At 57.9% G+C, this 20,376-nt stretch carries 19 protein-coding genes and 1 pseudogene; 13 read left to right on the forward strand and 7 right to left on the reverse strand.

Annotated elements, in window-relative coordinates:
- Positions 1-214: 214 nt before the first annotated feature.
- Positions 215-748, forward strand: a complete 534-nt coding sequence (locus ACXAD0_RS02540; RefSeq protein WP_475086774.1) for a DUF805 domain-containing protein — start codon at positions 215-217, stop codon at positions 746-748.
- 146 nt (positions 749-894) lie between these two features.
- Positions 895-1,563, forward strand: coding sequence for a phosphoadenosine phosphosulfate reductase domain-containing protein (locus ACXAD0_RS02545; RefSeq protein WP_475086775.1), 669 nt, complete (start codon positions 895-897; stop codon positions 1,561-1,563).
- Between the two features lie 115 nt (positions 1,564-1,678).
- Here the strand turns inward: ACXAD0_RS02545 and ACXAD0_RS02550 are convergent, their stop codons facing one another.
- From ACXAD0_RS02550 to dnaA, 7 genes and pseudogenes are all read right to left on the reverse strand, one after another.
- The gene (locus tag ACXAD0_RS02550) at positions 1,679-2,008 is read right to left on the reverse strand and encodes an STN domain-containing protein (RefSeq protein WP_475086776.1); all 330 of its coding nucleotides are present in this window, start codon (positions 2,006-2,008) and stop codon (positions 1,679-1,681) included.
- 147 nt (positions 2,009-2,155) lie between these two features.
- A pseudogene (locus tag ACXAD0_RS02555) lies at positions 2,156-2,284 on the reverse strand (helix-turn-helix domain-containing protein); the annotation flags it as partial.
- Positions 2,285-2,316: 32 nt separating this feature from the next.
- Entirely contained in the window at positions 2,317-2,601 is a 285-nt protein-coding gene (locus ACXAD0_RS02560; protein ID WP_475086777.1) for a hypothetical protein, read from the reverse strand.
- Positions 2,602-2,765: 164 nt separating this feature from the next.
- Positions 2,766-5,186 (reverse strand): DNA topoisomerase (ATP-hydrolyzing) subunit B, encoded by a 2,421-nt coding sequence (gyrB, locus tag ACXAD0_RS02565; RefSeq protein WP_475086778.1) that lies wholly within the window; start codon positions 5,184-5,186, stop codon positions 2,766-2,768.
- A gap of 21 nt (positions 5,187-5,207) precedes the next feature.
- Positions 5,208-6,314: a DNA replication/repair protein RecF gene (recF, locus tag ACXAD0_RS02570; RefSeq protein ID WP_475086779.1), complete on the reverse strand. Its 1,107-nt coding sequence runs from the start codon at positions 6,312-6,314 to the stop codon at positions 5,208-5,210.
- Between the two features lie 118 nt (positions 6,315-6,432).
- Positions 6,433-7,539, reverse strand: coding sequence for a DNA polymerase III subunit beta (dnaN, locus tag ACXAD0_RS02575; RefSeq protein ID WP_475086780.1), 1,107 nt, complete (start codon positions 7,537-7,539; stop codon positions 6,433-6,435).
- Positions 7,540-7,586: 47 nt separating this feature from the next.
- On the reverse strand, positions 7,587-9,185 hold the full coding sequence (gene dnaA / locus ACXAD0_RS02580) for a chromosomal replication initiator protein DnaA (protein WP_475086781.1): 1,599 nt from the start codon (positions 9,183-9,185) through the stop codon (positions 7,587-7,589).
- Positions 9,186-9,689: 504 nt separating this feature from the next.
- On the opposite strand from dnaA, the gene rpmH reads away from it, so the two are divergent.
- The 11 genes from rpmH (at position 9,690) to atpB (ending at position 20,372) form a co-directional block, all read left to right on the forward strand.
- Positions 9,690-9,824 carry a 50S ribosomal protein L34 gene (gene rpmH / locus ACXAD0_RS02585; RefSeq protein WP_067157157.1) on the forward strand — a complete coding sequence of 45 codons (135 nt, stop codon included), beginning with the start codon at positions 9,690-9,692 and terminating at the stop codon, positions 9,822-9,824.
- 36 nt (positions 9,825-9,860) lie between these two features.
- Entirely contained in the window at positions 9,861-10,241 is a 381-nt protein-coding gene (gene rnpA / locus ACXAD0_RS02590; RefSeq protein ID WP_475086782.1) for a ribonuclease P protein component, read from the forward strand.
- Complete coding sequence (gene yidD, locus ACXAD0_RS02595; protein WP_475086783.1) at positions 10,238-10,486, forward strand: membrane protein insertion efficiency factor YidD; 249 nt, start codon at positions 10,238-10,240, stop codon at positions 10,484-10,486. Before rnpA ends, yidD begins: the two co-directional genes overlap by 4 nt.
- 1 nt (position 10,487) lies before the next feature.
- The gene (gene yidC, locus ACXAD0_RS02600; RefSeq protein ID WP_475086784.1) at positions 10,488-12,137 is read left to right on the forward strand and encodes a membrane protein insertase YidC; all 1,650 of its coding nucleotides are present in this window, start codon (positions 10,488-10,490) and stop codon (positions 12,135-12,137) included.
- A 98-nt stretch (positions 12,138-12,235) separates the two neighbouring features.
- A complete protein-coding gene (gene mnmE, locus ACXAD0_RS02605) occupies positions 12,236-13,612 on the forward strand; it encodes a tRNA uridine-5-carboxymethylaminomethyl(34) synthesis GTPase MnmE (RefSeq protein ID WP_475086785.1) in 1,377 nt (458 codons plus the stop codon).
- A gap of 719 nt (positions 13,613-14,331) precedes the next feature.
- The gene (gene mnmG, locus ACXAD0_RS02610; protein ID WP_475086786.1) at positions 14,332-16,221 is read left to right on the forward strand and encodes a tRNA uridine-5-carboxymethylaminomethyl(34) synthesis enzyme MnmG; all 1,890 of its coding nucleotides are present in this window, start codon (positions 14,332-14,334) and stop codon (positions 16,219-16,221) included.
- 76 nt (positions 16,222-16,297) lie between these two features.
- Positions 16,298-16,909 carry a 16S rRNA (guanine(527)-N(7))-methyltransferase RsmG gene (gene rsmG, locus ACXAD0_RS02615; protein ID WP_475090295.1) on the forward strand — a complete coding sequence of 204 codons (612 nt, stop codon included), beginning with the start codon at positions 16,298-16,300 and terminating at the stop codon, positions 16,907-16,909.
- 195 nt (positions 16,910-17,104) lie between these two features.
- Positions 17,105-17,899: a ParA family protein gene (locus tag ACXAD0_RS02620; protein ID WP_475086787.1), complete on the forward strand. Its 795-nt coding sequence runs from the start codon at positions 17,105-17,107 to the stop codon at positions 17,897-17,899.
- 16 nt (positions 17,900-17,915) lie between these two features.
- Complete coding sequence (locus ACXAD0_RS02625; protein WP_475086788.1) at positions 17,916-18,818, forward strand: ParB/RepB/Spo0J family partition protein; 903 nt, start codon at positions 17,916-17,918, stop codon at positions 18,816-18,818.
- A gap of 196 nt (positions 18,819-19,014) precedes the next feature.
- Positions 19,015-19,377, forward strand: coding sequence for an ATP synthase subunit I (locus ACXAD0_RS02630; protein ID WP_475086789.1), 363 nt, complete (start codon positions 19,015-19,017; stop codon positions 19,375-19,377).
- A gap of 59 nt (positions 19,378-19,436) precedes the next feature.
- A complete protein-coding gene (gene atpB, locus ACXAD0_RS02635; RefSeq protein WP_475086790.1) occupies positions 19,437-20,372 on the forward strand; it encodes a F0F1 ATP synthase subunit A in 936 nt (311 codons plus the stop codon).
- Positions 20,373-20,376 lie beyond the last annotated feature (4 nt).

The raw sequence follows: 20,376 nt of genomic DNA on the forward strand, positions 1-20,376 counted from the left end.
CTTGATAGGCCGTTATTGTTAGTGTTGTGGCGCTGGCCAGGACGGTGTCTATTTTAGTGCCAGTATTGCCGTGGGTTTTGGTGTAATTGGGACGGACTCACCGTTGCGGTGACGGTTTTTATGGTCGTGGCCTGCCACTTCCTCGCTGCACTGGCGTATTATTCTCCGGCGGATAATTCGTCGCGCAAATGATAACAGCATAAGGAAATTAGCAGTGACTGCAGCGAACCCCTACGAAACACCCAGCAGCGATCTCGCAGAAGCGAAAACGTCTTTTTATGATCCGGCGTTTTTCTCCCTGAGCGGACGTATCGGACGCCTGCGTTATTTTGGTTATAACGCCGGAGCCTACCTACTCTTCATCCTCGCGGTTGGGGTCTTTTCCGTTTTGCTGGGGGCAATCGGCGCGGGGTCCGGCGTGGCGTTCGGGCTGATCGTCGCCATCCCGACGATCGCATTCGTGGTGTTGTCACTCGGCTATACCCGACGCCGTTTGAACGATCTGGAAAAAAATGGCTGGCTCATGCTGCTGATGTTTGTGCCCGTGGTAAATATTTTCTTTAGCCTGTATCTGCTGTTTTGGCCGGGCTCCAAGACTGAGAACCAGTACGGTCCGGCTCCGCGTGGCAGTGGCTCCTGGTGGCTGGCGGTGATTGCAGGTCTGGTCATGGTGGCCGGTATCCTGGCAGCGGTCGCAATTCCCGCCTATCAGGATTACGTCACTCGCGCACAAATCCAGTCGCAGTAAACGCCCCTCTGCCGGTACCCCGCCCGCCGGGGTACCCCATTCATATATCGAAAAGTTCTACATTGCTTCATTATTAGTATTTTTCAGATATATCCTGCGGGAGTAGCATTCAGCCTCTATTGGTTTAGTTTGCAGGCTGTCAGTCCATGGGACTCTCTCTCGAATCACCACAATTGTCGCGCACTTTCCACCACGGCGCCGACCTCGATGCGTTGAATGCCCAGTTCAAAGGGGCGTTGCCCAGCGAGATCATGCGGTTTACCGTGGAGAACGCCGTTAACCCGGTGGTGTTTACCAATTTCCGTCCCCTGGCGATCGCGTTTTTGCACCTGGTTACGCGTGCCAAGCCCGATATCCCGGTGATCTGGGTCGACCATGGTTTCAATACGCCCGAGACCTACCGGCATATTGAACGGGTGATTAAGCTGCTGGACCTGAACCTGCACACCTATTCCCCCAAGATGTCTGCGGCCCACTACACCGCGGTATATGGTGATATTCCGCCGCTGGATACACCGGAGCACGATTTCTTTTCCCGTACAGTGAAGCTCGAACCATTTAACCGCGCGATGCAGGATCTGAAGCCCGATGTCTGGCTGAACGGCATTCGCCACGATCAGAATGCCCATCGCAAAAATTTGGATGTGTTTACCAAGGGCAACCACGAGACCATTCGTGTCGCCCCCATGTTCCACCTGAATGAGTTGGATGTGGAAGAGTATGTTTATGAAAACGAGCTGCCGGATAACGATGTGTATTTCGACCCCACCAAGGGCGAAGAGCACCGTGAATGTGGTTTGCTGCTTCAGAAGTAAGCGTGGTCACTCGGAGTAATCGGTAGATTCAGGGGCGCATCGGCGCCCTTTTTATTGCGTGGGATTGGGCGCGCACGGTTTGTTAGCCCTTACTCACCACTGAGATTAATTGATTTCATCGGGGCGTGAGCCGCACATAAGCCCCGCTAATTTCGGCGTCCACGCCAGTGGCATGTGCGAGTTCCGCCAGCACCTGATCCCAGGGCGTATTCTGGACATCCAGATCGACGACCGTCCCTTCCAGTAAGTCTAAGCCCTCTATTTTGAGGCCACCAAACTCCGCCAACAGCCGCATCGCAGTTGGCCCATCAATTTGTGCAAGGGTGAGTGTGATCGCCTGATGCTCCGGGGCGCGTTGCGGACTTGGTGACGTGATGAGTATGGCGCTCATTAAGATCGCGGCAGCGAAGCCTACGCCCGCACCAAGCGCAGTTCGCTTGCGCACAGCGCGGCGCTGGCTTTCTTTCAGATACGCATGCGCTTTGGGTTGCCGGCGAAGTTCATGCTCACTTACCGATTCCAGTATCGTTATCAGGGACGCCTGGTACACCTGAGCCAACTTGACCAGCGTCTCTACGGAACCCGCAGCACGCCCGGCTTCGAGCTTTGACAGATACGACTGCTGAATCCCAACTTTTTTTGCGGCTTCCTGTTGGCTTAGTTGATGGTTGAGCCTGCGCTGTTTCAGCGCGTCGCCAATCGTTGCTTCAATGATGGTTATTCCCTCTCGTTGGTATGATCGTGGCCATCGACTTAGTCGGTCGAAAGTGCACGGTCATTTTCCCCACCAGTTACGTAGTCTGTTAAAAGCGCGATCGCGTCATTACAGCTGACATCCTGCCATGTCACATTGAGTGTTTGCTGCGGGAATGGAATAGCGAGTGTCTTTGCGTCAACGCCGCAGTAATCCGTCACTAACGCCCATATTTTCCCCACGGGTTCATTGTGTGCCGTTAGGCTTAGCAGCGCGTCGGACGAATCACTGGTTGCACTCGCCAGCTTGGCGACCAGTAGCATACACGCCAACACCATCGTCATTTGTTTTCTCATCGAAGGACCTTGTTGCTTGTTCAGGCGCTACGCTAATTCGATCGACGGGTGGTGGTCGAGGAATATTTTGGAATACGCCCAAAAGTCATCGGCTTCTATGGGGGCATAAAAAAAGGCCGCGATTGCGGCCTTTTTTAAGGGTGGAAACGGGCTTAGACGTCCAGGTTTTCTACCGCCAGCGCATTGCTCTCGATAAAGTCGCGGCGTGGCTCTACCTGATCCCCCATCAGGGTGGTAAAGATCTGGTCCGCGGCGATGGCATCTTCAATGGTCACCAGTAGCATGCGACGGGTTTCCGGGTTCATGGTGGTTTCCCACAACTGCTCCGGGTTCATCTCACCCAGTCCCTTGTAGCGCTGGATGCCGTAGCCACGACGGCTCTCGTTCATGAGCCAGTCCAGCGCCTCTGGGAAGCTGCTTACCGGTTGTTGTTTCTCACCGCGCTGAATGTACGCGCCCTCTTCCAGGAGCCCGTCGAGCTTCTCGCCCAGGGCCTTGATGGCATTGTAATCGGCGGACTCGAAAAACTCGTGGCTGATCGCGTAATCAGTGCCAACACCGTGGGCGACGATGTGGATATGCGGCAAAAACAGGCCACGTTCAGTGTTTTCCTGAACGGTTACCTGGTGTCGACGGCTACCGCCTTCACCCTCTTCCTCCAGCTTCTGCTGAAGGCTTGCGCACCAGTCTTCCATCTTTTGCTGGGACTGCAGGTCTTCCGGGGTCAGCGCGGGCAGGTAAACCATGCTGCGCAGGACCTCTTCCGGATAGAGACGCGAGAGTCGATCGATGGTGGACATTACCGAGCGGTATTCTCCCACCAGATTCTCCAGCGAAGCGCCGGACAGACCCGGCGCTTCCGGGTTGACGAACAGGCTCGCGCTTTCCAGAGCGGCATTGGTGAGGAATTGCGTGAGTGCGGCCTCATCCTTCAGATACTGCTCCTGCTTGCCCTTACTCATCTTGTACAGCGGCGGCTGAGCAATATAAATATGACCGCGTTCAATCAGCTCCGGCATCTGACGGAAGAAGAAGGTCAGCAGCAGGGTGCGGATGTGGGCACCATCCACGTCGGCATCGGTCATGATGATAATGCTGTGGTAACGCAGCTTATCCGGATCGAACTCGGTTTTGCCGATACCACAACCCAGTGCGGTGATCAGGGTGCCAACTTCCGCGCTGGACAGCATTTTGTCAAAGCGCGCCTTCTCGACGTTGAGGATCTTACCTTTCAGCGGCAAAATCGCCTGGGTACGACGGTCCCGCCCCTGCTTGGCAGAACCACCGGCGGAGTCACCCTCCACCAGGTAGATTTCGGAGAGTGCCGGGTCTTTCTGCTGGCAGTCTGCCAGTTTTCCGGGGAGGCCGGCGATATCCAGGGCGCCCTTGCGTCGGGTCATTTCACGGGCCTTACGCGCGGCCTCACGGGCCTTGGCGGCGTCGATCATCTTGGTGACGACGGCTTTGGCTTCCTGCGGGTTTTCCAACAGATAGTCGCTGAAGTGCTGGCCCATTTCCTGCTCGACAGCAGGCTTCACCTCGGAAGACACCAACTTGTCTTTGGTCTGGGATGAGAACTTCGGATCAGGCACTTTCACCGAGATAATCGCGGTGAGACCTTCACGGGCGTCATCACCTGTGGTGCTCACCTTGTCTTTTTTACCGATACCCTCGCGCTCGATATAGCCATTCAGGCCGCGCGTCAGTGCCGCACGGAAGCCCGCCAGGTGGGTACCGCCGTCACGCTGGGGGATATTGTTGGTGTAGCAGTAGATGTTTTCCTGGAAACTGTCATTCCACTGCAGTGCGACTTCGACACCAATGCCATCTTCACGCTGACTCTGGAAATGCAGGACTTTGTTGATCGGGGTCTTGTTCTGATTGAGAAACTCAACGAACGCCTGCAATCCGCCTTCATATTCGTAGATTTCCTCTTTACCGCTGCGTTCGTCCTTGAGCACGATCCGTACGCCGGAGTTGAGGAAGGACAGTTCGCGCAGACGCTTGGCCAGCTGGTCGAAGTGGAATTCGATATTGGTGAAGGTGTCAGCCGAAGGCTTGAAGTGCACCATCGTGCCGGATGTTTCAGAATCGCCAACCACGGACAGCGGAGCATCCGGAACGCCGTGACGGTAAACCTGTTCGTGGATTTTGCCACCGCGGCGGATCGTCAGTTTGAGCTCTTCGGACAGCGCATTTACAACGGAGACGCCCACACCATGCAGTCCGCCAGACACTTTATAGGTGTTGTCATCGAACTTACCGCCCGCATGCAGGACGGTCATGATTACCTCGGCCGCAGAAACACCCTCTTCCGGGTGAATCTCGGTGGGAATACCACGTCCATTGTCGGAGATAGAGACGGACTCATCGGGATGAATGACCACCCGGATCTCATCGCAGTGGCCCGCCAGGGCTTCATCGATGGAGTTGTCCACGACTTCAAACACCATGTGGTGCAGGCCGGTTCCGTCATCGGTATCACCGATGTACATACCAGGGCGCTTACGCACCGCATCCAGGCCTTTCAGGACTTTAATACTGCTGGAGTCATAGCTGTTCTGCTCTGACATTGATTCACTCCATCTTCGTTATTAGTCCAGGGCAGACGCTGGAGTGACCGTTCCATGTTCCACGTGGAACATCTTCGGCTGATTCCAGGGCTCACCCAGGGTTCGCCACGGCAATGCCAGGGCGTTTTCATCAATTCCGGTCACCAGGACCTGACTGGCACACCGGCTCACCCAGTGGGCGAACCGTTGCTGATTGTTTGTATCCAGCTCTGCCGGCAAGTCATCGATCAGAAAAACCGGTGCTTCCGACTGCCCGGCAGAGACCAACTCCGCCATTGCGACCCGCAGCGCGCAGACAACCATCTTTTGTTGCCCGCGTGACAGTATGTGCTGTGCCGCGTCGCTACCCACCGTAAAACGCAGGTCACCGCGATGCGGCCCGAGTCGAGTGTGGCCCTGTGCAAGATCCGACTCTCGCGCGCCTGACAGCGCCGCCAACAGCTCCGTATCTTTCTTCCAGCCGCTCCGGTAGTTCAGATCAACCCGGCAGAGCAGTGCATCATCCAGTTCCTCGAGATGACGAAGAAAGTGCTCACGTAATGGGGCAAAAACGGATCGACGCAATACATCGACCTGCTCTCCACTTTGGGCGAGCCGTTGCTCCCAAATGTCGAAGCTTTCGGGGTCAATTTTACCACGTCGCAACAACGCATTTCGCTGTTTGAGGGCAATTTCGTAGCCCTTCCAGCAGGAAAGAAACTGATGTTCCACGTGGAACACTGTCCAGTCCAGCAAGCGCCGCCGCACCCCCGGGCCACCATCCAGAGCGCTGAAGCTATCTGCATTGATCACCTGTAGCGGCAACAGCGCAGCGAGCTGAGAACTGGATTCCACATTGTGCTGATTGAGCCGCACCCTTCCCCCGCCAGCCCGCTGGCGCTGAACGCCGAGCGTATCCCCCTTTGCCAACTGACCAAAAACAGCGAGAGACTCCACCCCTTCCCGAATCACAGACTGGTGTTGGCGCGAACGGAAAGAGCGGCCGAAAGCGAGCATATGCACCGCCTCCAGCAGAGAAGTCTTGCCGGATCCGTTATCTCCGGAAAAAAGGTTAACACCAGCCTCCAGGTTGATATCCACCTGCTGCAGGTTACGAAAGTTGGAGACTGCAAGACGCTTCAGGGACACAGAACAGATACGAAGCAGTCCGAGCCGAACGGCTCGGAGAGAGGCAGTATCGCCACCCGCTGCGAGTGGCGATATCGAGTCACAGAGAAACCCAGGCTATTGATAAATCAGGCCCGGCTTACAGACGCATCGGCATGATAACGTACACAGCGTCCCCGCCCTCTGGCTGCTGGATCAGTGCACTACTATTCGCGTCTGCGAGACCAATACGGATCTGGTCACTATTAAGCGCAGCGGTCACATCCAACAAATAGCTGACGTTGAAGCCAATTTCGAGCGGTTCGCCTACATAGTCGACCACGAGCTGTTCTTCAGCTTCTTCCTGCTCCGGATTGTTTGCGACGATCTGCAGCAATCCTTCAGAGATCTGCAGGCGAACACCGCGGTATTTCTCGTTAGAAAGAATCGCCGCGCGGGAAAACGCCTGACGCAAAGCGAGGCGATCTGCATAGATCTCGTTACCGGCTGCGCGAGGAAGAACACGCTCATAATCGGGGAATTTCCCGTCTACAAGCTTCGAAGTGAAGGTGAACGGACCACATTCAACACAAATATGGTTATTGCCCAGTACCACTTCTGCCGGTACATCGGAATCTTCCAGCAGACGACCGAGCTCCATTACCCCTTTGCGCGGCACAATTGCCTGAATCGGCGCGCTTACGTTCAAGCCGGGCGCATCGCGATCGCACAGCGCCAGGCGATGGCCATCGGTTGCTACCGCGCGAAGCTGCTGCGGACGACATTCCAGCAGCAGGCCATTGAGGTAATAGCGCACATCCTGCTGGGCCATAGCGAAACTGGTGGCTTCGATCAGGCGGCGAACTTCACGCTGCGAAATGCTGAAACGGGTCTGCGCCGCGTCCTCATCCAGTGTGGAGAAGTCTGATGCAGGCAAAGTCGACAGCGTAAAGCGGCTGCGCCCACTGCGGACAATCAGGCGCTCACCGTCGCGTTCAATCTTTACTTCGGCACCGTCAGGCAGGGAGCGCACAATATCCAGCAGCTTACGTGCCGGTACCGTCACCTCGCCTTCCATCTCGACGCCCTCGACACCAAGGCGAGCGACAATCTCAACTTCCAAATCCGTACCGGTCATGGACAGCTCGTTACCCTGCAGCTGCAGCATGACGTTTGCGAGGATCGGCAATGTCTGGCGTTTCTCGACAACACCGGCAACCAACTGCAGAGGCTTGAGAATGGCGTCCCGGCTCACATTAAATTTCATGGATGTCTGGCCTTGTTATGTCTTATGGGAAAAATCAAAAATCTAAATCAGGTCGTCAGCGAGCGAGTCAGCAATTTAACATCTTCGCGAATATCCGCATCTGACTCCTGTAACTCGCGGATCTTGCGACAGGCATGCAGCACCGTCGTGTGATCCCTGCCACCAAAGGCATCGCCAATCTCGGGCAGACTGTGATTTGTCAGCTCTTTGGCTAGCGACATCGCCACCTGGCGGGGGCGTGCTACCGAGCGACTGCGGCGCTTCGACAGCAAGTCGGCAACCTTAATCTTGTAGTATTCCGCGACCACGCGCTGGATATTATCAACACTCACCAGGCGATCCTGCAGTGCCAGTAGATCCTTGAGCGCCTCGCGTACGAGCAAATCGTCAATCGGACGACCGGTAAACTGGGCATTTGCCACGACACGACGCAACGCGCCCTCGAGCTCACGGACGTTAGAACGGATTCGCTGGGCAATAAAGAACGCCGAATCCGGTGGCAGCTCGACCCCGACCTGCTCCGCCTTCTTCATCAGAATGGCTACCCGGGTTTCAAGCTCGGGCGGCTCAACGGCAACCGTGAGTCCCCAACCGAAGCGGGATTTAAGCCGCTCTTCCAGGCCATCAATCTCTTTGGGGTAACGGTCACAGGTAAGAATGATCTGCTGGCCGCCCTCGAGCAGCGCATTGAAGGTGTGGAAAAACTCCTCCTGCGAACGCTCTTTACCGGCGAAGAACTGAATATCATCGATCAACAGCGCATCCACAGAACGGTAATAGCGCTTGAAGTCGGAGATCGCATTGAGCTGCAGCGCCTTCACCATGTCGGCGACAAAGCGCTCTGAGTGGAGGTACACCACTTTGGCGTTGGGGTTACGCTCGAGCAGCGCGTTGCCGACCGCATGCATCAAGTGCGTCTTGCCGAGGCCGACGCCACCGTAAATAAACAGCGGGTTATACGCACCACCTGGGTTGTCCGCGATCTGCTGTGCAGCCGCGAGACCAAGCTGGTTACTTTTACCTTCCACAAAAGACTTGAAGGTGAAGTTACGGTTGAGGGAACTGCCATGCTTGATCGCGCCCTCCACTTCCACCGTCCGCGGCGTTTCCGGCACGGCGCGTTGCGGTGCCCCACCGCGAAGATCGGTTAGGGCAAACTCACCGGTGCTGACCTGATCAACCTTGGCCGCTTCATCCACTACCGCAGGAGAAGCCTGCGCTACCGGCGGCACGCTGGAGGCGGCGCTCGGCGCAGAAAACAGACCAGGTTGCGCACCCGGCTGGGGCGCCATCGAAGCCGGCACCGGTTCTGGCGCCGTGGAAGCGGGCGTGCCGCGATAAAAATTGCCGCGGGGCTCACCCGCCGCGGAACGACCACGGGTAAAGCGCGCGGCAGGGCGCGCCGGCACCTCAAGCACCACCTCAAGCGGCTGCCCTTCAGAGAACTGCGCGGTGAGTTCACGAATGCGGTTCAGGAATTTACCGTTCACCCAGTCGAGAACGAAGCGATTCGGCGCCAGCAAGATCAGCTGGCCCGGCGCACCGGTGTTGTTCACCCGCAACGGCCTGATCCAGGTATTGAACTGCTGAGACGGCAGCTCATCCTGCAAGCAGGCGGCGCACTGCTTCCAAATGGACTCTGACAAGGAACCCCCCGATACCCCAAAAACAGAAATTGGCGCTGGTCCCCAAAAGCCCTGAAGGGCACTCACCATCGCCGAGAATAGCCGCAAAGTATATCAGTTAGCATCGCCGGTTATCCACAACCCCCTGCCTTTTTATTAACGAGCGATGGCAAAAAAACATTGCTATATCAACCACTTGAGCACTTTTTAACCAGCGGCGCGGGACCCGGGGGACCTAGTTATCCACAGTAATCTGTGAATATCTTGGTGAGAAGCGGTGGGTACCTGGGACCCGGTTCCAAACGGCAAAAATCCCTCCGCGGAAGCGCCATCCATCCGCCTTAAAATGCTGCCATAGAATCTGCAAAAAAGCGGCGCAAGCGCTCCCCAACTCATTGATTTAACTGATGCCTTTCTATACAATCCGCCGCCTTTGCAGCACTCACTGCGCCCAACGGGACCGAGCACTGCAGACGGAGCAACAGCTCCAAGAATTTATGAATCCATAGTCTAGGTAGCAAGACAATGAAACGCACATTTCAACCCAGTAACTTGAAGCGCAAGCGCACCCACGGTTTCCGTGCACGCATGGCCACCAAGAACGGCCGTAAGGTCCTGGCCCGTCGCCGCGCTAAAGGTCGCAAAGTACTGTCTGCATAAGCGCTACGGATACTATCCAGAGCCTCTTCTATATATATGCAACAGTCACGCAGCGACTTCGGGTTCGCCAAGCCGCTGCGACTGCTGACCGCGGCGCAGTATCGTACTGTCTTTAATGGCAGTCAGGTACGCGCCGCACACCCCAACCTCCTGATCCTCGCCTGCCCCAACCAACTTGGGCATCCTCGCCTTGGTCTGGTGATCGCCAAGAAACACGTACGCCATGCTTATGACCGTAATCAGGTAAAGCGCATCGCACGTGAAACTTTCCGCCTGCAGCAAACCGACCTGCCTGCACTGGATGCCGTGGTTCTCGCACGGCCGGGTCTCGACAAGCTCGACAAGGCTGCCCAGGCAAAGTTGATGAACAAGCTCTGGCGCAAGCTCACCAAGCGCGCCAAAGAGGCGGGACAATGAGCTGGTTGGCCATAAAACTGATCCACCTCTATCGCTACCTACTCAGTCCCTGGATCGGCAATCAGTGCCGCTTCTACCCGACCTGCTCCCACTACTCGGAAGAGGCGATTAAGCAGCACGGGTTCTTCAAAGGGGGTTATTTAACCGCACGGCGCCTTATAAAATGCCACCCTTGGCATCCCGGCGGCATGGACCCGGTTCCCCCCGTCAGTCACTCAAATAAACACCAGCCCCCTAGGAATTAGAATGGATTGGCAACGCTATACGCTGCTGGGCGGAATCGCCGCAGTAATCCTCGCCCTCATCTTCCAGTGGAACGAATTCCAGCAACGCAATGCGCCGGAAGTCGACCGGGAGATCGTTATGGATGGTGGCACCACTGCCGTGGTCCCATCGAGCAACAACGCTGGTGATGTACCGCAACTGGAAAGCACGACCGAGACGCCCGCCGCCCCGGTACAACCCCAGAGCCTGGTGAGCGTCACCACCGACGTATTTGACCTGCTGATCGATCCACACGGTGGCGATATCGTCAAAGTGGCACTGCGCGAGTTTGCCGAACAAATCGACACTCCGGAACAGCCGCTGCTGCTGCTCAAGCGCACCCGCGACGAAACCTATATCGCCCAAAGCGGCCTGATTGGTCCAAACGGTACCGATACCAACGAAGGACGCCCGCGCTTCACCGTGGCCGAGACCGCATACGCGCTGGAAGAGGGCGCCGACACACTGGTGGTGGACCTGACCCTGCAGCAAGCCGGTGCCAATATCACCAAGCGCTTTACCTTTAAGCGCGGCGACTACCTGATCGACGTCACCTATCTGGTGGACAACACCAGTGGCACGCCCTGGACCGCCAACCTCTATGGCCAGATCAAGCGCGATAGCCACCAACCGCCTACCGACGCCGGCATTGGTGTTTCTCCTTTCCTTGGGGCGGCAATGCGCACCAACGACGAGAACTACTTCAAGCAGGACTTCGAAGAGATTGCGGAAGCGCCAACCAGGGAAAAAGTAGAAGGAGGCTGGGTTGCGATGGTGCAGCACTACTTCCTCAGCGCCTGGATCCCGCCTCAGGATCGACGCAACACCTTCCAGTTGCGCCAGACTTCCGATGACATGTTCCTGATGGGTTTCTACGCCCCGGCAGAAACCGTGGCCGCTGGAACCCAGGGCACCTTGAGTGCTTCTTTCTATGCGGGCCCGAAAGATGTGTATCGCCTGGAAGAAATCTCACCTTACCTGGACCTGACCGTCGACTACGGCTGGCTGTGGTGGATCGCCAAGCCGCTGTTCCGCGTGCTGCACTTTATCCACGAGAACATCGTCAGCAACTGGGGCTGGGCCATCATCCTGCTGACCGTCTTTATCAAGGCACTGCTCTACCCGCTGTCTGCGGCCGGCCTGCGTTCCATGGCCAACATGCGCAAGTTTGCCCCGCAGATGAAGCGTCTGCAGGAACAGTACAAGGACAACCGCCAGAAACTCGCCGAAGAGACCATGAAGCTCTACCGCCGCGAGAAGATCAATCCGATGGGCGGCTGTTTCCCGATCCTGCTGCAGATGCCGGTCTTTATCGGCCTCTACTGGATGCTGATGGAAACCGTCGAATTGCGCCATGCTCCCTGGATCGGCTGGATTCACGATTTGTCCGTCAAGGACCCGTTCTTCATCCTGCCGGTGATCATGGGCGCCAGTATGTGGTTGATGCAGAAACTGCAGCCACAGCCCACCGATCCGACCCAGGCGCGTATCATGCAGCTGATGCCGGTGATGATGACGTTCTTCTTCCTGTGGTTCCCGGCTGGCCTGGTCCTGTACTGGATTGCGAACAACATCATCTCAATTGCCCAGAGCTGGTACATCAACAAGCAGGTTGAAGCGGAAGGCAAATAAGCCCGTCGCCAACCGACCACTCCGATCAGGGCCGCCGCGAGCGGCCCTGTTTCGTTTTGGCCACCCCACGTCGCACCAGCCTCGGATACACTTGCCCCATGTCCAACCTGAATAGTGAAAGAGATACGATTGCTGCTGTCGCCACGGCACCCGGCCGCGGCGGCATCGGCGTCATCCGCCTGTCCGGCCCCAACGCACGCGAGATCGCCCAGGCCCTGTGTGGGGCCCTTCCGCTACAACCGCGTCAGGCGCATTACCGCAATTTTTGCCATCACGGCGAGACCATTGACCAGGGCATCGCACTCAGCTTCCCGGGGCCAAACTCGTTTACCGGCGAAGACGTGGTTGAACTGCAGGGACACGGCGGCCCGGTTATTCTGGATCGGTTACTACAGGCCTGTATCAGCCAGGGTGCGCGACAGGCGCGTCCGGGCGAGTTTTCCGAGCGGGCTTTCCTCAATGACAAGATCGATCTGGCGCAAGCCGAGGCGATTGCCGACCTGATTGAAGCGGGTAGCGAGCAGGCCGCACGTAACGCCATGCACTCCCTGCAGGGTGTTTTTTCCGAAAAAATCGAAGAATTAGTCACTTCATTGACTCATTTGCGCATCTACGTCGAAGCATCGATCGATTTTCCTGAAGAAGAAATCGATTTCCTCGCCGATGGCAAAGTTGCTGCCGATATCGACACCCTCCTCGATCAGGTCGACCGGGTTACCGAGCAGGCACGCCAGGGCACCCTGGTGCGCGAGGGTATGCGCGTCGCCATCGCAGGCAGACCTAACGCCGGCAAGTCGAGCCTGCTCAACGCACTGGCAGGAAGAGAGGCGGCGATCGTCACGGACCTCGCCGGCACAACACGGGACATCTTGCGCGAGCAAATCCACATTGATGGCATGCCCCTGCAGTTTGCCGACACGGCCGGGTTACGCGACGCCACGGACAAAGTCGAACAAATCGGTATCGAGCGTGCCTGGGAAGAGATCCACCAGGCTGACCGGGTACTGCTGGTCGTTGATGCCAACCAAGCCCATTCCCTTGACCCGGAGCATGTCTGGCCGGAGTTTACCGATCGACTGAGTGATCCCGAAAAGCTCACTCTGGTGCTCAACAAAAGCGACCTCACCGACTACACCCCCGGCCTGCAGGCCCACTCCGACGGCATACCGGTCCTCGCCCTGAGTGCCCATACCGGTGCCGGTATCGATGACCTGCGGCAACACCTCAAACAATGCATGGGCTACAGCGGCGCCGGTGAAGGCACCTTCAGTGCCCGACGACGGCACCTGGAGGCACTCGAACGTGCGCGCGCCTTTATCGACAACGGGGCCGCCCAATTGCGAAGTGCCGGTGCGGGTGAACTCCTCGCCGAGGACTTGCGGCAGGCTCAGCAGGCATTGGGTGAAATCACCGGCGCCGTCACCGCCGATGAACTGCTGGGGAAAATCTTCGGCAGTTTCTGTATCGGCAAATAATTTCTCCCCTTTTTCCCGGCGGCCTCACCCGCATTTTTGGGGTCGCTCCCCCCGGCCAGCGCGCCCCGCCTAAAAATGGATACTCGACGGTCACTTCAGCGACCCAACCCGTTCCACAAGAAAATCCACGCGCCAACCACAGAAGTTGCCCACAGCTACCCACAGGCTTATCCAGGGGGCGCAACTTACCCACAGCTGCTACACCGCTAATACCACCAAACTTACACAAATGATCTCTTTTGGTGCGGGGGTGTGGAGAAATCGGGGGAAAACTTACCGTAGAACGTGAGAATCAACCGGGAATAACTGATGAGCGCCGTCAAAAGGGCGAAAGTTATCCCGTTCGTCCACAGCGCCGCCCCAAGCTTACTCTGTGCTTCGAACAGGGTTTTCCGGGGTACTTATACTTCACGTAAACCTATGTTTTATATAAGTTTTTTGGAGTTAAACACCGAAAAACGACGCCTAAATAAATTAAATAAACATAGATAAACAATACATATGAGATATGTATAACTTTATTTCTTTATTCATAAGAGAGGCTTCTTCAAAAAACCAACAGGAACCTTCTGACGATTCTGAATAACTTCATCCTAGAATCTCTGATGCGCGCACTCTGGTGGCAGCGGCAACGGGAAATTGATCGACAGATACATTTGCCGTCACAAGAAGCTGGCTATAAAATGTGCGCCCTTTTCCAACCCCTGCCTGCAGTTGCTATGGACTTTCCCACTCGTTATGACGTCATCGTGATCGGTGGCGGTCACGCCGGTACCGAAGCCGCTCTCGCCGCCGCGAGAATGGGCGCCGTGACCTTGTTGCTGACCCATAACATCGAGACCCTGGGCCAGATGTCGTGCAACCCGGCCATCGGCGGAATCGGCAAGAGTCACCTGGTGAAAGAAGTCGATGCCCTGGGCGGCGCCATGGCCGAGGCCACGGATCGTGCCGGGATACAGTTCCGCGTGCTCAATGCCCGCAAGGGCCCCGCGGTGCGCGCTACCCGGGCACAAGCTGACCGAGCGCTCTATCGCAGCGCTATTCGCGCGACTCTGGAGTCCCAAGAAAATCTACACATTTTCCAGCAGGCCGCAGATGACCTGATCGTCGAGGCGGATCGGGCCGTCGGTGTCATCACCAACGCCGGTGTGCGCTTTCATGGCAAGACGGTAGTCCTGACCACCGGTACTTTCCTCGGCGGACGGATCCATATCGGCCTGGACAGCCACTCTGGTGGCCGTGCCGGCGATCCCCCCTCCATCGCGCTGGCAGATCGTTTGCGTGCCCTGCCGTTCCGGGTGGAGCGTCTGAAGACCGGCACGCCCCCGCGCATTGATGCCCGCTCTGTCGATTTCTCCGTGATGGAAGAGCAATGGGGCGATGCGCCCACACCGGTCATGTCCTACCTCGGCAGCCGCGACCAGCATCCGCAGCAGGTGTGCTGCTGGATAACCCACACCAATGCGCGTACCCACGAGATCATCCAGGGCGGCCTGGACCGCTCCCCCATGTATTCCGGGGTGATTGAGGGGGTCGGACCGCGCTATTGCCCTTCCATCGAGGACAAGGTGCACCGTTTTGCCGACAAGGACAGCCATCAGATCTTTGTCGAGCCGGAGGGGCTGACCACCAACGAGCTCTACCCGAATGGTATTTCCACCAGCCTGCCGTTTGATGTGCAGGTGAACCTGGTGCACTCGATCCGCGGGTTTGAAAATGCGCATATCACCCGACCGGGTTATGCCATCGAATACGATTTCTTTGACCCCCGCGACCTGCAGCCCACCCTGCAGAGCAAGTTCATCGAGGGCCTCTATTTTGCCGGCCAGATCAATGGCACCACCGGTTACGAGGAGGCCGCTGCACAGGGTTTGCTGGCCGGTGCCAATGCGGCCCTGCAGGCACAGGAGCGGGAAGCGTGGTCTCCCCGTCGCGACGAGGCTTACCTGGGCGTGTTGGTGGACGACCTGATCACCAGCGGCACCAAAGAGCCCTATCGCATGTTCACCAGCCGGGCGGAATACCGGCTGCTGCTGCGCGAAGACAATGCCGATCTGCGCCTGACCGAAATCGGTCGCCGCCTGGGCCTGGTGTCGGATACCCGCTGGGCGGCGTTCTGCGAAAAGCGTGAGGCCATCGAGCTCGAGCAGCAGCGTCTCAGGGAAACCTGGGTGCACCCGAAGACGCCGGAAGCCGAAACGGTTGAGGCCAAGCTGCCCCAGGCACTCGGCCGCGAGTACAGCCTGATGGACCTGTTGCGTCGCCCGGAACTGGCGTATGCCGACGTTGCCGACCTGAAAGGGGCGGCCGTCACCGATGAGCAGGTCGCCGAACAGGTTGAGATTACAGCCAAGTACGCCGGTTACATCGATCGCCAGCGCGAGGAAATCGAGCGTGTGCAGGCCTATGAGCACACCCCGATTCCGGTCGATTTTGATTACGACGGCGTCTCGGGCCTGTCCAGTGAGATCAAGCAGAAGCTCGGCGACGCTCGCCCGGATACCCTCGCCCGCGCGTCGCGGGTGCCCGGTGTCACCCCCGCCGCCATTTCCCTGCTGTTGATCCAGTTGAAAAAACGCGGCCTGCTGGCGCGCAAGAAAGCCATTTGAGCCCGTCGCCAGGAGTTGTATCGCTGTGACCGATTTCCAGCAATTTCGCCCGCGCCTGTGCGCCGCAGCCGCGCAAATGAATCTCGACCTGACGGACAAGCAGGTCGATCAGTTGCTGCAGTACCTGGCGCTGTTTGCCCGCTGGAATGCCGCCTACAACCTGTCTGCGATCCGCGATCCCGAACAGATGCTGGAGCGTCACCTGATTGACAGCCTGAGTGTGATGAATCTGTGTGGTGCGGCGGATGAGCCAATCATCGATGTGGGCAGTGGTGGCGGACTGCCGGGAATTCCGCTGGCCATTGTCTACCCCGATCGCCCGGTGACCCTGCTCGACAGCAACGGTAAGAAAACCCGGTTTACCTTCCAGGTGGCGAGCCAGTTGCCACTGCCGAATGTGACGGTCGTGAACGAACGCGTCGAGGCGTTCGAGCCCGAGCGAAGATTTGCCGGCGTCGTCTCTAGAGCCTTTGCCTCTCTGGCTGATATGATAGCGGGGAGTGAGCACTTGCTCACATCCAGCGGTAAGTTTTACGCGATGAAGGGCAAGTACCCGGAAGATGAGTTGAGCGCACTGCCCAAAGGGGTTAAGGTCGAACGGGTGCACACCCTATCGGTACCGGGTTGCGACGCGGATCGCCACCTCATCGTTCTCTGTCGCGAACAGGAAAGCGACGATCAGGCGTAACAGGCTCACTCGGCAACGCTTGCCGGAATCGACTGATCGACAAGATCCTGACGGTCAAAAGCCCCCGCTGACAAGTATTCCAAATGACAAGACCTGCCCGCACCTGGCACTGCCGGCGCGGGCCTGAAAGCCGGCACTTGCCGGCCCCGCCAGTACCCGGGAGAGGTGCCTGCGGGAAACCATAGGACCTGAACCGTGAGCAAGATATTTGCGGTCGCCAACCAGAAAGGCGGCGTAGGCAAGACCACCACTTGTGTAAACCTGGCGGCGTCGCTTGTTGCCAGTCGGCGCAGCGTGCTGTTGATTGATCTGGACCCCCAGGGCAACGCCACCATGGGCAGTGGCATCGACAAAAGTGAGCTGCCGCTGTCCAGTTACGACGTGCTCGCCGATGACAAGCCTGCCCGTGACGCGATCGTGAAAACCCCGAGTGGTTTTGACCTGTTACCGGCCAACGGCGACCTGTCCGCGGCGGAAGTTGAGCTGCTGGAAATGGATGGTCGGGAATCCCGCCTGCGTCGCGCCCTGCGTGATATCCGCGAAGACTATGACTACATCGTGATCGACTGCCCGCCGTCACTGAACATGCTCACCGTGAACGCCCTGTGTGCGGCCAACGGCGTGCTGATCCCGATGCAGTGTGAATACTACGCCCTCGAGGGGCTGTCTGCCCTGATCGATACCATCACCCAGATCCAGCGTGCGGCCAATCCTGAGCTCAAGATCGAGGGAATCCTGCGCACGATGTACGATCCACGGAACAGCCTCACCAGTGATGTGTCCGAGCAACTGTCGGAATTCTTCGGTGAGCGCCTGTATCGCACGTGCATTCCCCGCAACGTCCGCCTGGCAGAGGCCCCCAGCTTCGGCAAGCCTGCGCTGGACTATGACAAGCACTCCAAGGGTGCGATCGCCTATCTGGCATTGGCTGGCGAAATGACCCGTCGCCACGCCGCCAACCAGAGCCGCCCTGTGGCGGAAGCCGTTTAAATCTGAGGTAAAGACTATGGCTAGCCGCCGCAAGGGTTTGGGCAAGGGCCTGAACCACCTGATTAGTGGTGAGGCCTCCCAGGCCATCGCCATGGCTACCGGTAACTCCGACAGCGCTGCCGCTGACGGTGAGTTACGCGAGTTGCCGATTGAATTCCTACAGCGCGGCCGCTACCAGCCGCGCCGCGATTTCCCGCAGGAATCCCTGCAGGAACTGGCCGACTCCATTCGCGCCCAGGGCATTATGCAGCCCATCGTGGTGCGCCCCGTCAGTGACCAGAAATTTGAGATCATTGCCGGCGAGCGCCGCTGGCGTGCCGCCCAGTTGGCGGAGCTCGACCGCGTACCGGCGCTGGTGCGCGAAGTCCCGGATGAAGCAGCCATCGCCATGGCGCTCATCGAGAATATCCAGCGTGAAGACCTCAACCCGGTCGAAGAAGCCGTCGCCCTGAAGCGCCTGCAGGATGAGTTCGAGCTCACCCAGCAGCAGGTTGCCGATGCCGTGGGCAAATCCCGTAGCGCGGTGACCAATCTGCTGCGACTGCTCAGCCTGCATGACGAAGTGCGCACTTTCCTCGAGCGTGGCGATCTCGAACTCGGGCATGCCAAGGCCCTGCTCGGGCTCTCCGGCGAAGCGCAGCGCAGCGCCGCCCGCCAGGTGGTTGAGCGCGGCCTGACCGTGCGTCAGACCGAGGCGCTGGTCCGCCGTCTGCAGCATCAGGCGGAAAATCCGGCTCCCGCAAAACCCAAGCAAGATCCCAATATTCGCCGGTTAAGTGAACGACTGTCAGAAAAGGTCGGTGTGCCGGTGGCGATTGACCACAACGACAAAGGGGCCGGCCGGCTGGTGCTGAAATACAGCAGCCTCGACGAGCTGGATGGCATCCTCGCCCATCTGGGATATCGCGAAGACGCCTAGGTTGAACGGCGCGCCCCAAAACGGGGCGCTCGGCACCGAACCATGCCCCGGTTACGCCGCCTAACCGGCGGGGAAAAAATACCGAACGCCAATAAACTTGCGGGAAATTCGGTTGAACCGGGGCGCCCCTTCCACCTATAATTCGCACGCCCAAATTTTGGGCGCACAGCGCGAATTTGGTCGGTTTAACCCGCCTATGTACAGACCCCCGGTATTGCGAATTGCCACGGTCCAGCTGCTGCTGGTATCGCTGATTGGAGCAGCCCTGCATTTCACCGGTAAGCCGGTCACCGCGCTGTCAGTTTTTCTGGGGGGAGCCCTGTGTGCTCTGCCCAATGCGTATTTCGGCTTGCGCGCCTTTCGCCATCGCGGCGCCCGGGAAGCACAGCGGGTGGTAGCGTCTTTCTACCGGGCCGAAACCGGCAAGTTTGTCCTGACCCTGGTGGGGTTCGCAGCGATCTTCGCTGTGGTGAGGCCGCTCAATCCGGCGGCCTTGTTTGCCAGCTACGGTGCCTGTGTAGTGGTGCAATGGCTGATGGTGGCGCGACTGGTCCGTTAACACGTCGACCGGCGCTGCAGGAAGGAAAAGAATTCTACTTTACTGATTGCTGAGGAATTATGGCTGGTACCCCAACGGAGTATATCCAACACCACCTGCAGAACATGACCTATGGCAAGTTGCCGGCTGGTTATACCCGCACCGATGGCACCGTTCTGACTGAGGGCACCTGGACCCTGGCGCACTCCTCTCAGGAAGCGTCCGATATGGGCTTCTGGGCTCTGCACCTCGACAGCCTGGGCTGGTCCATCGGTCTCGGCCTGTTGTTCGCTTTCCTGTTCTCCCGTGCGGCCAAAAGGGCCACCGTAGACGTTCCGACGGGTTTCCAGAGCTTTGTCGAGTTGACCGTCGATTTCATCGACAAGCTGGTCAAGGATACTTTCCCTCACCGCAACAGCATGGTTGCCCCGATGGCCTTGACCATCTTTGTGTGGGTATTCCTGATGAACCTGATGGACCTGGTGCCCGTCGACTGGATTCCAATGGCGGTTGCCCACGGTACTGCGGCCCTGACCGGCGCTGATCCGAACCACGTTTACTTCAAGGTTGTACCGACTACCGACCTGAACATCACCCTGGGTATGGCGCTGGCCGTATTCGCACTGATGATCTTCTTCAGTATTCGTGAAAAAGGTGCGCTCGGCTTTATCAAGGAGCTGACCCTGCACCCGTTCCACACCGGCAAGTGGTTCATCGATATTTTCCTCATTCCGTTCAACTTCCTGCTGGAAGCGGTTGCCCTGATCGCCAAGCCGATCTCCCTGGGCCTGCGACTGTTCGGAAACCTCTACGCCGGTGAAATGATCTTTATCCTGATCGCCATCGTGTTTGGCGTTGGTGTACTGGGCTTTATTGGTGCCGGCTTCCTGCAGATGGGCTGGGCCATTTTCCACATCCTGGTGATTACCCTGCAGGCCTTTGTATTTATGGTGTTGACCACTGTATACATGGCCATGGCGCATGACCGGGAAGAAGAACACGCGCACGACCAGTAATTGG

The organism is Microbulbifer sp. ABF4_148 (genome assembly GCF_056158985.1).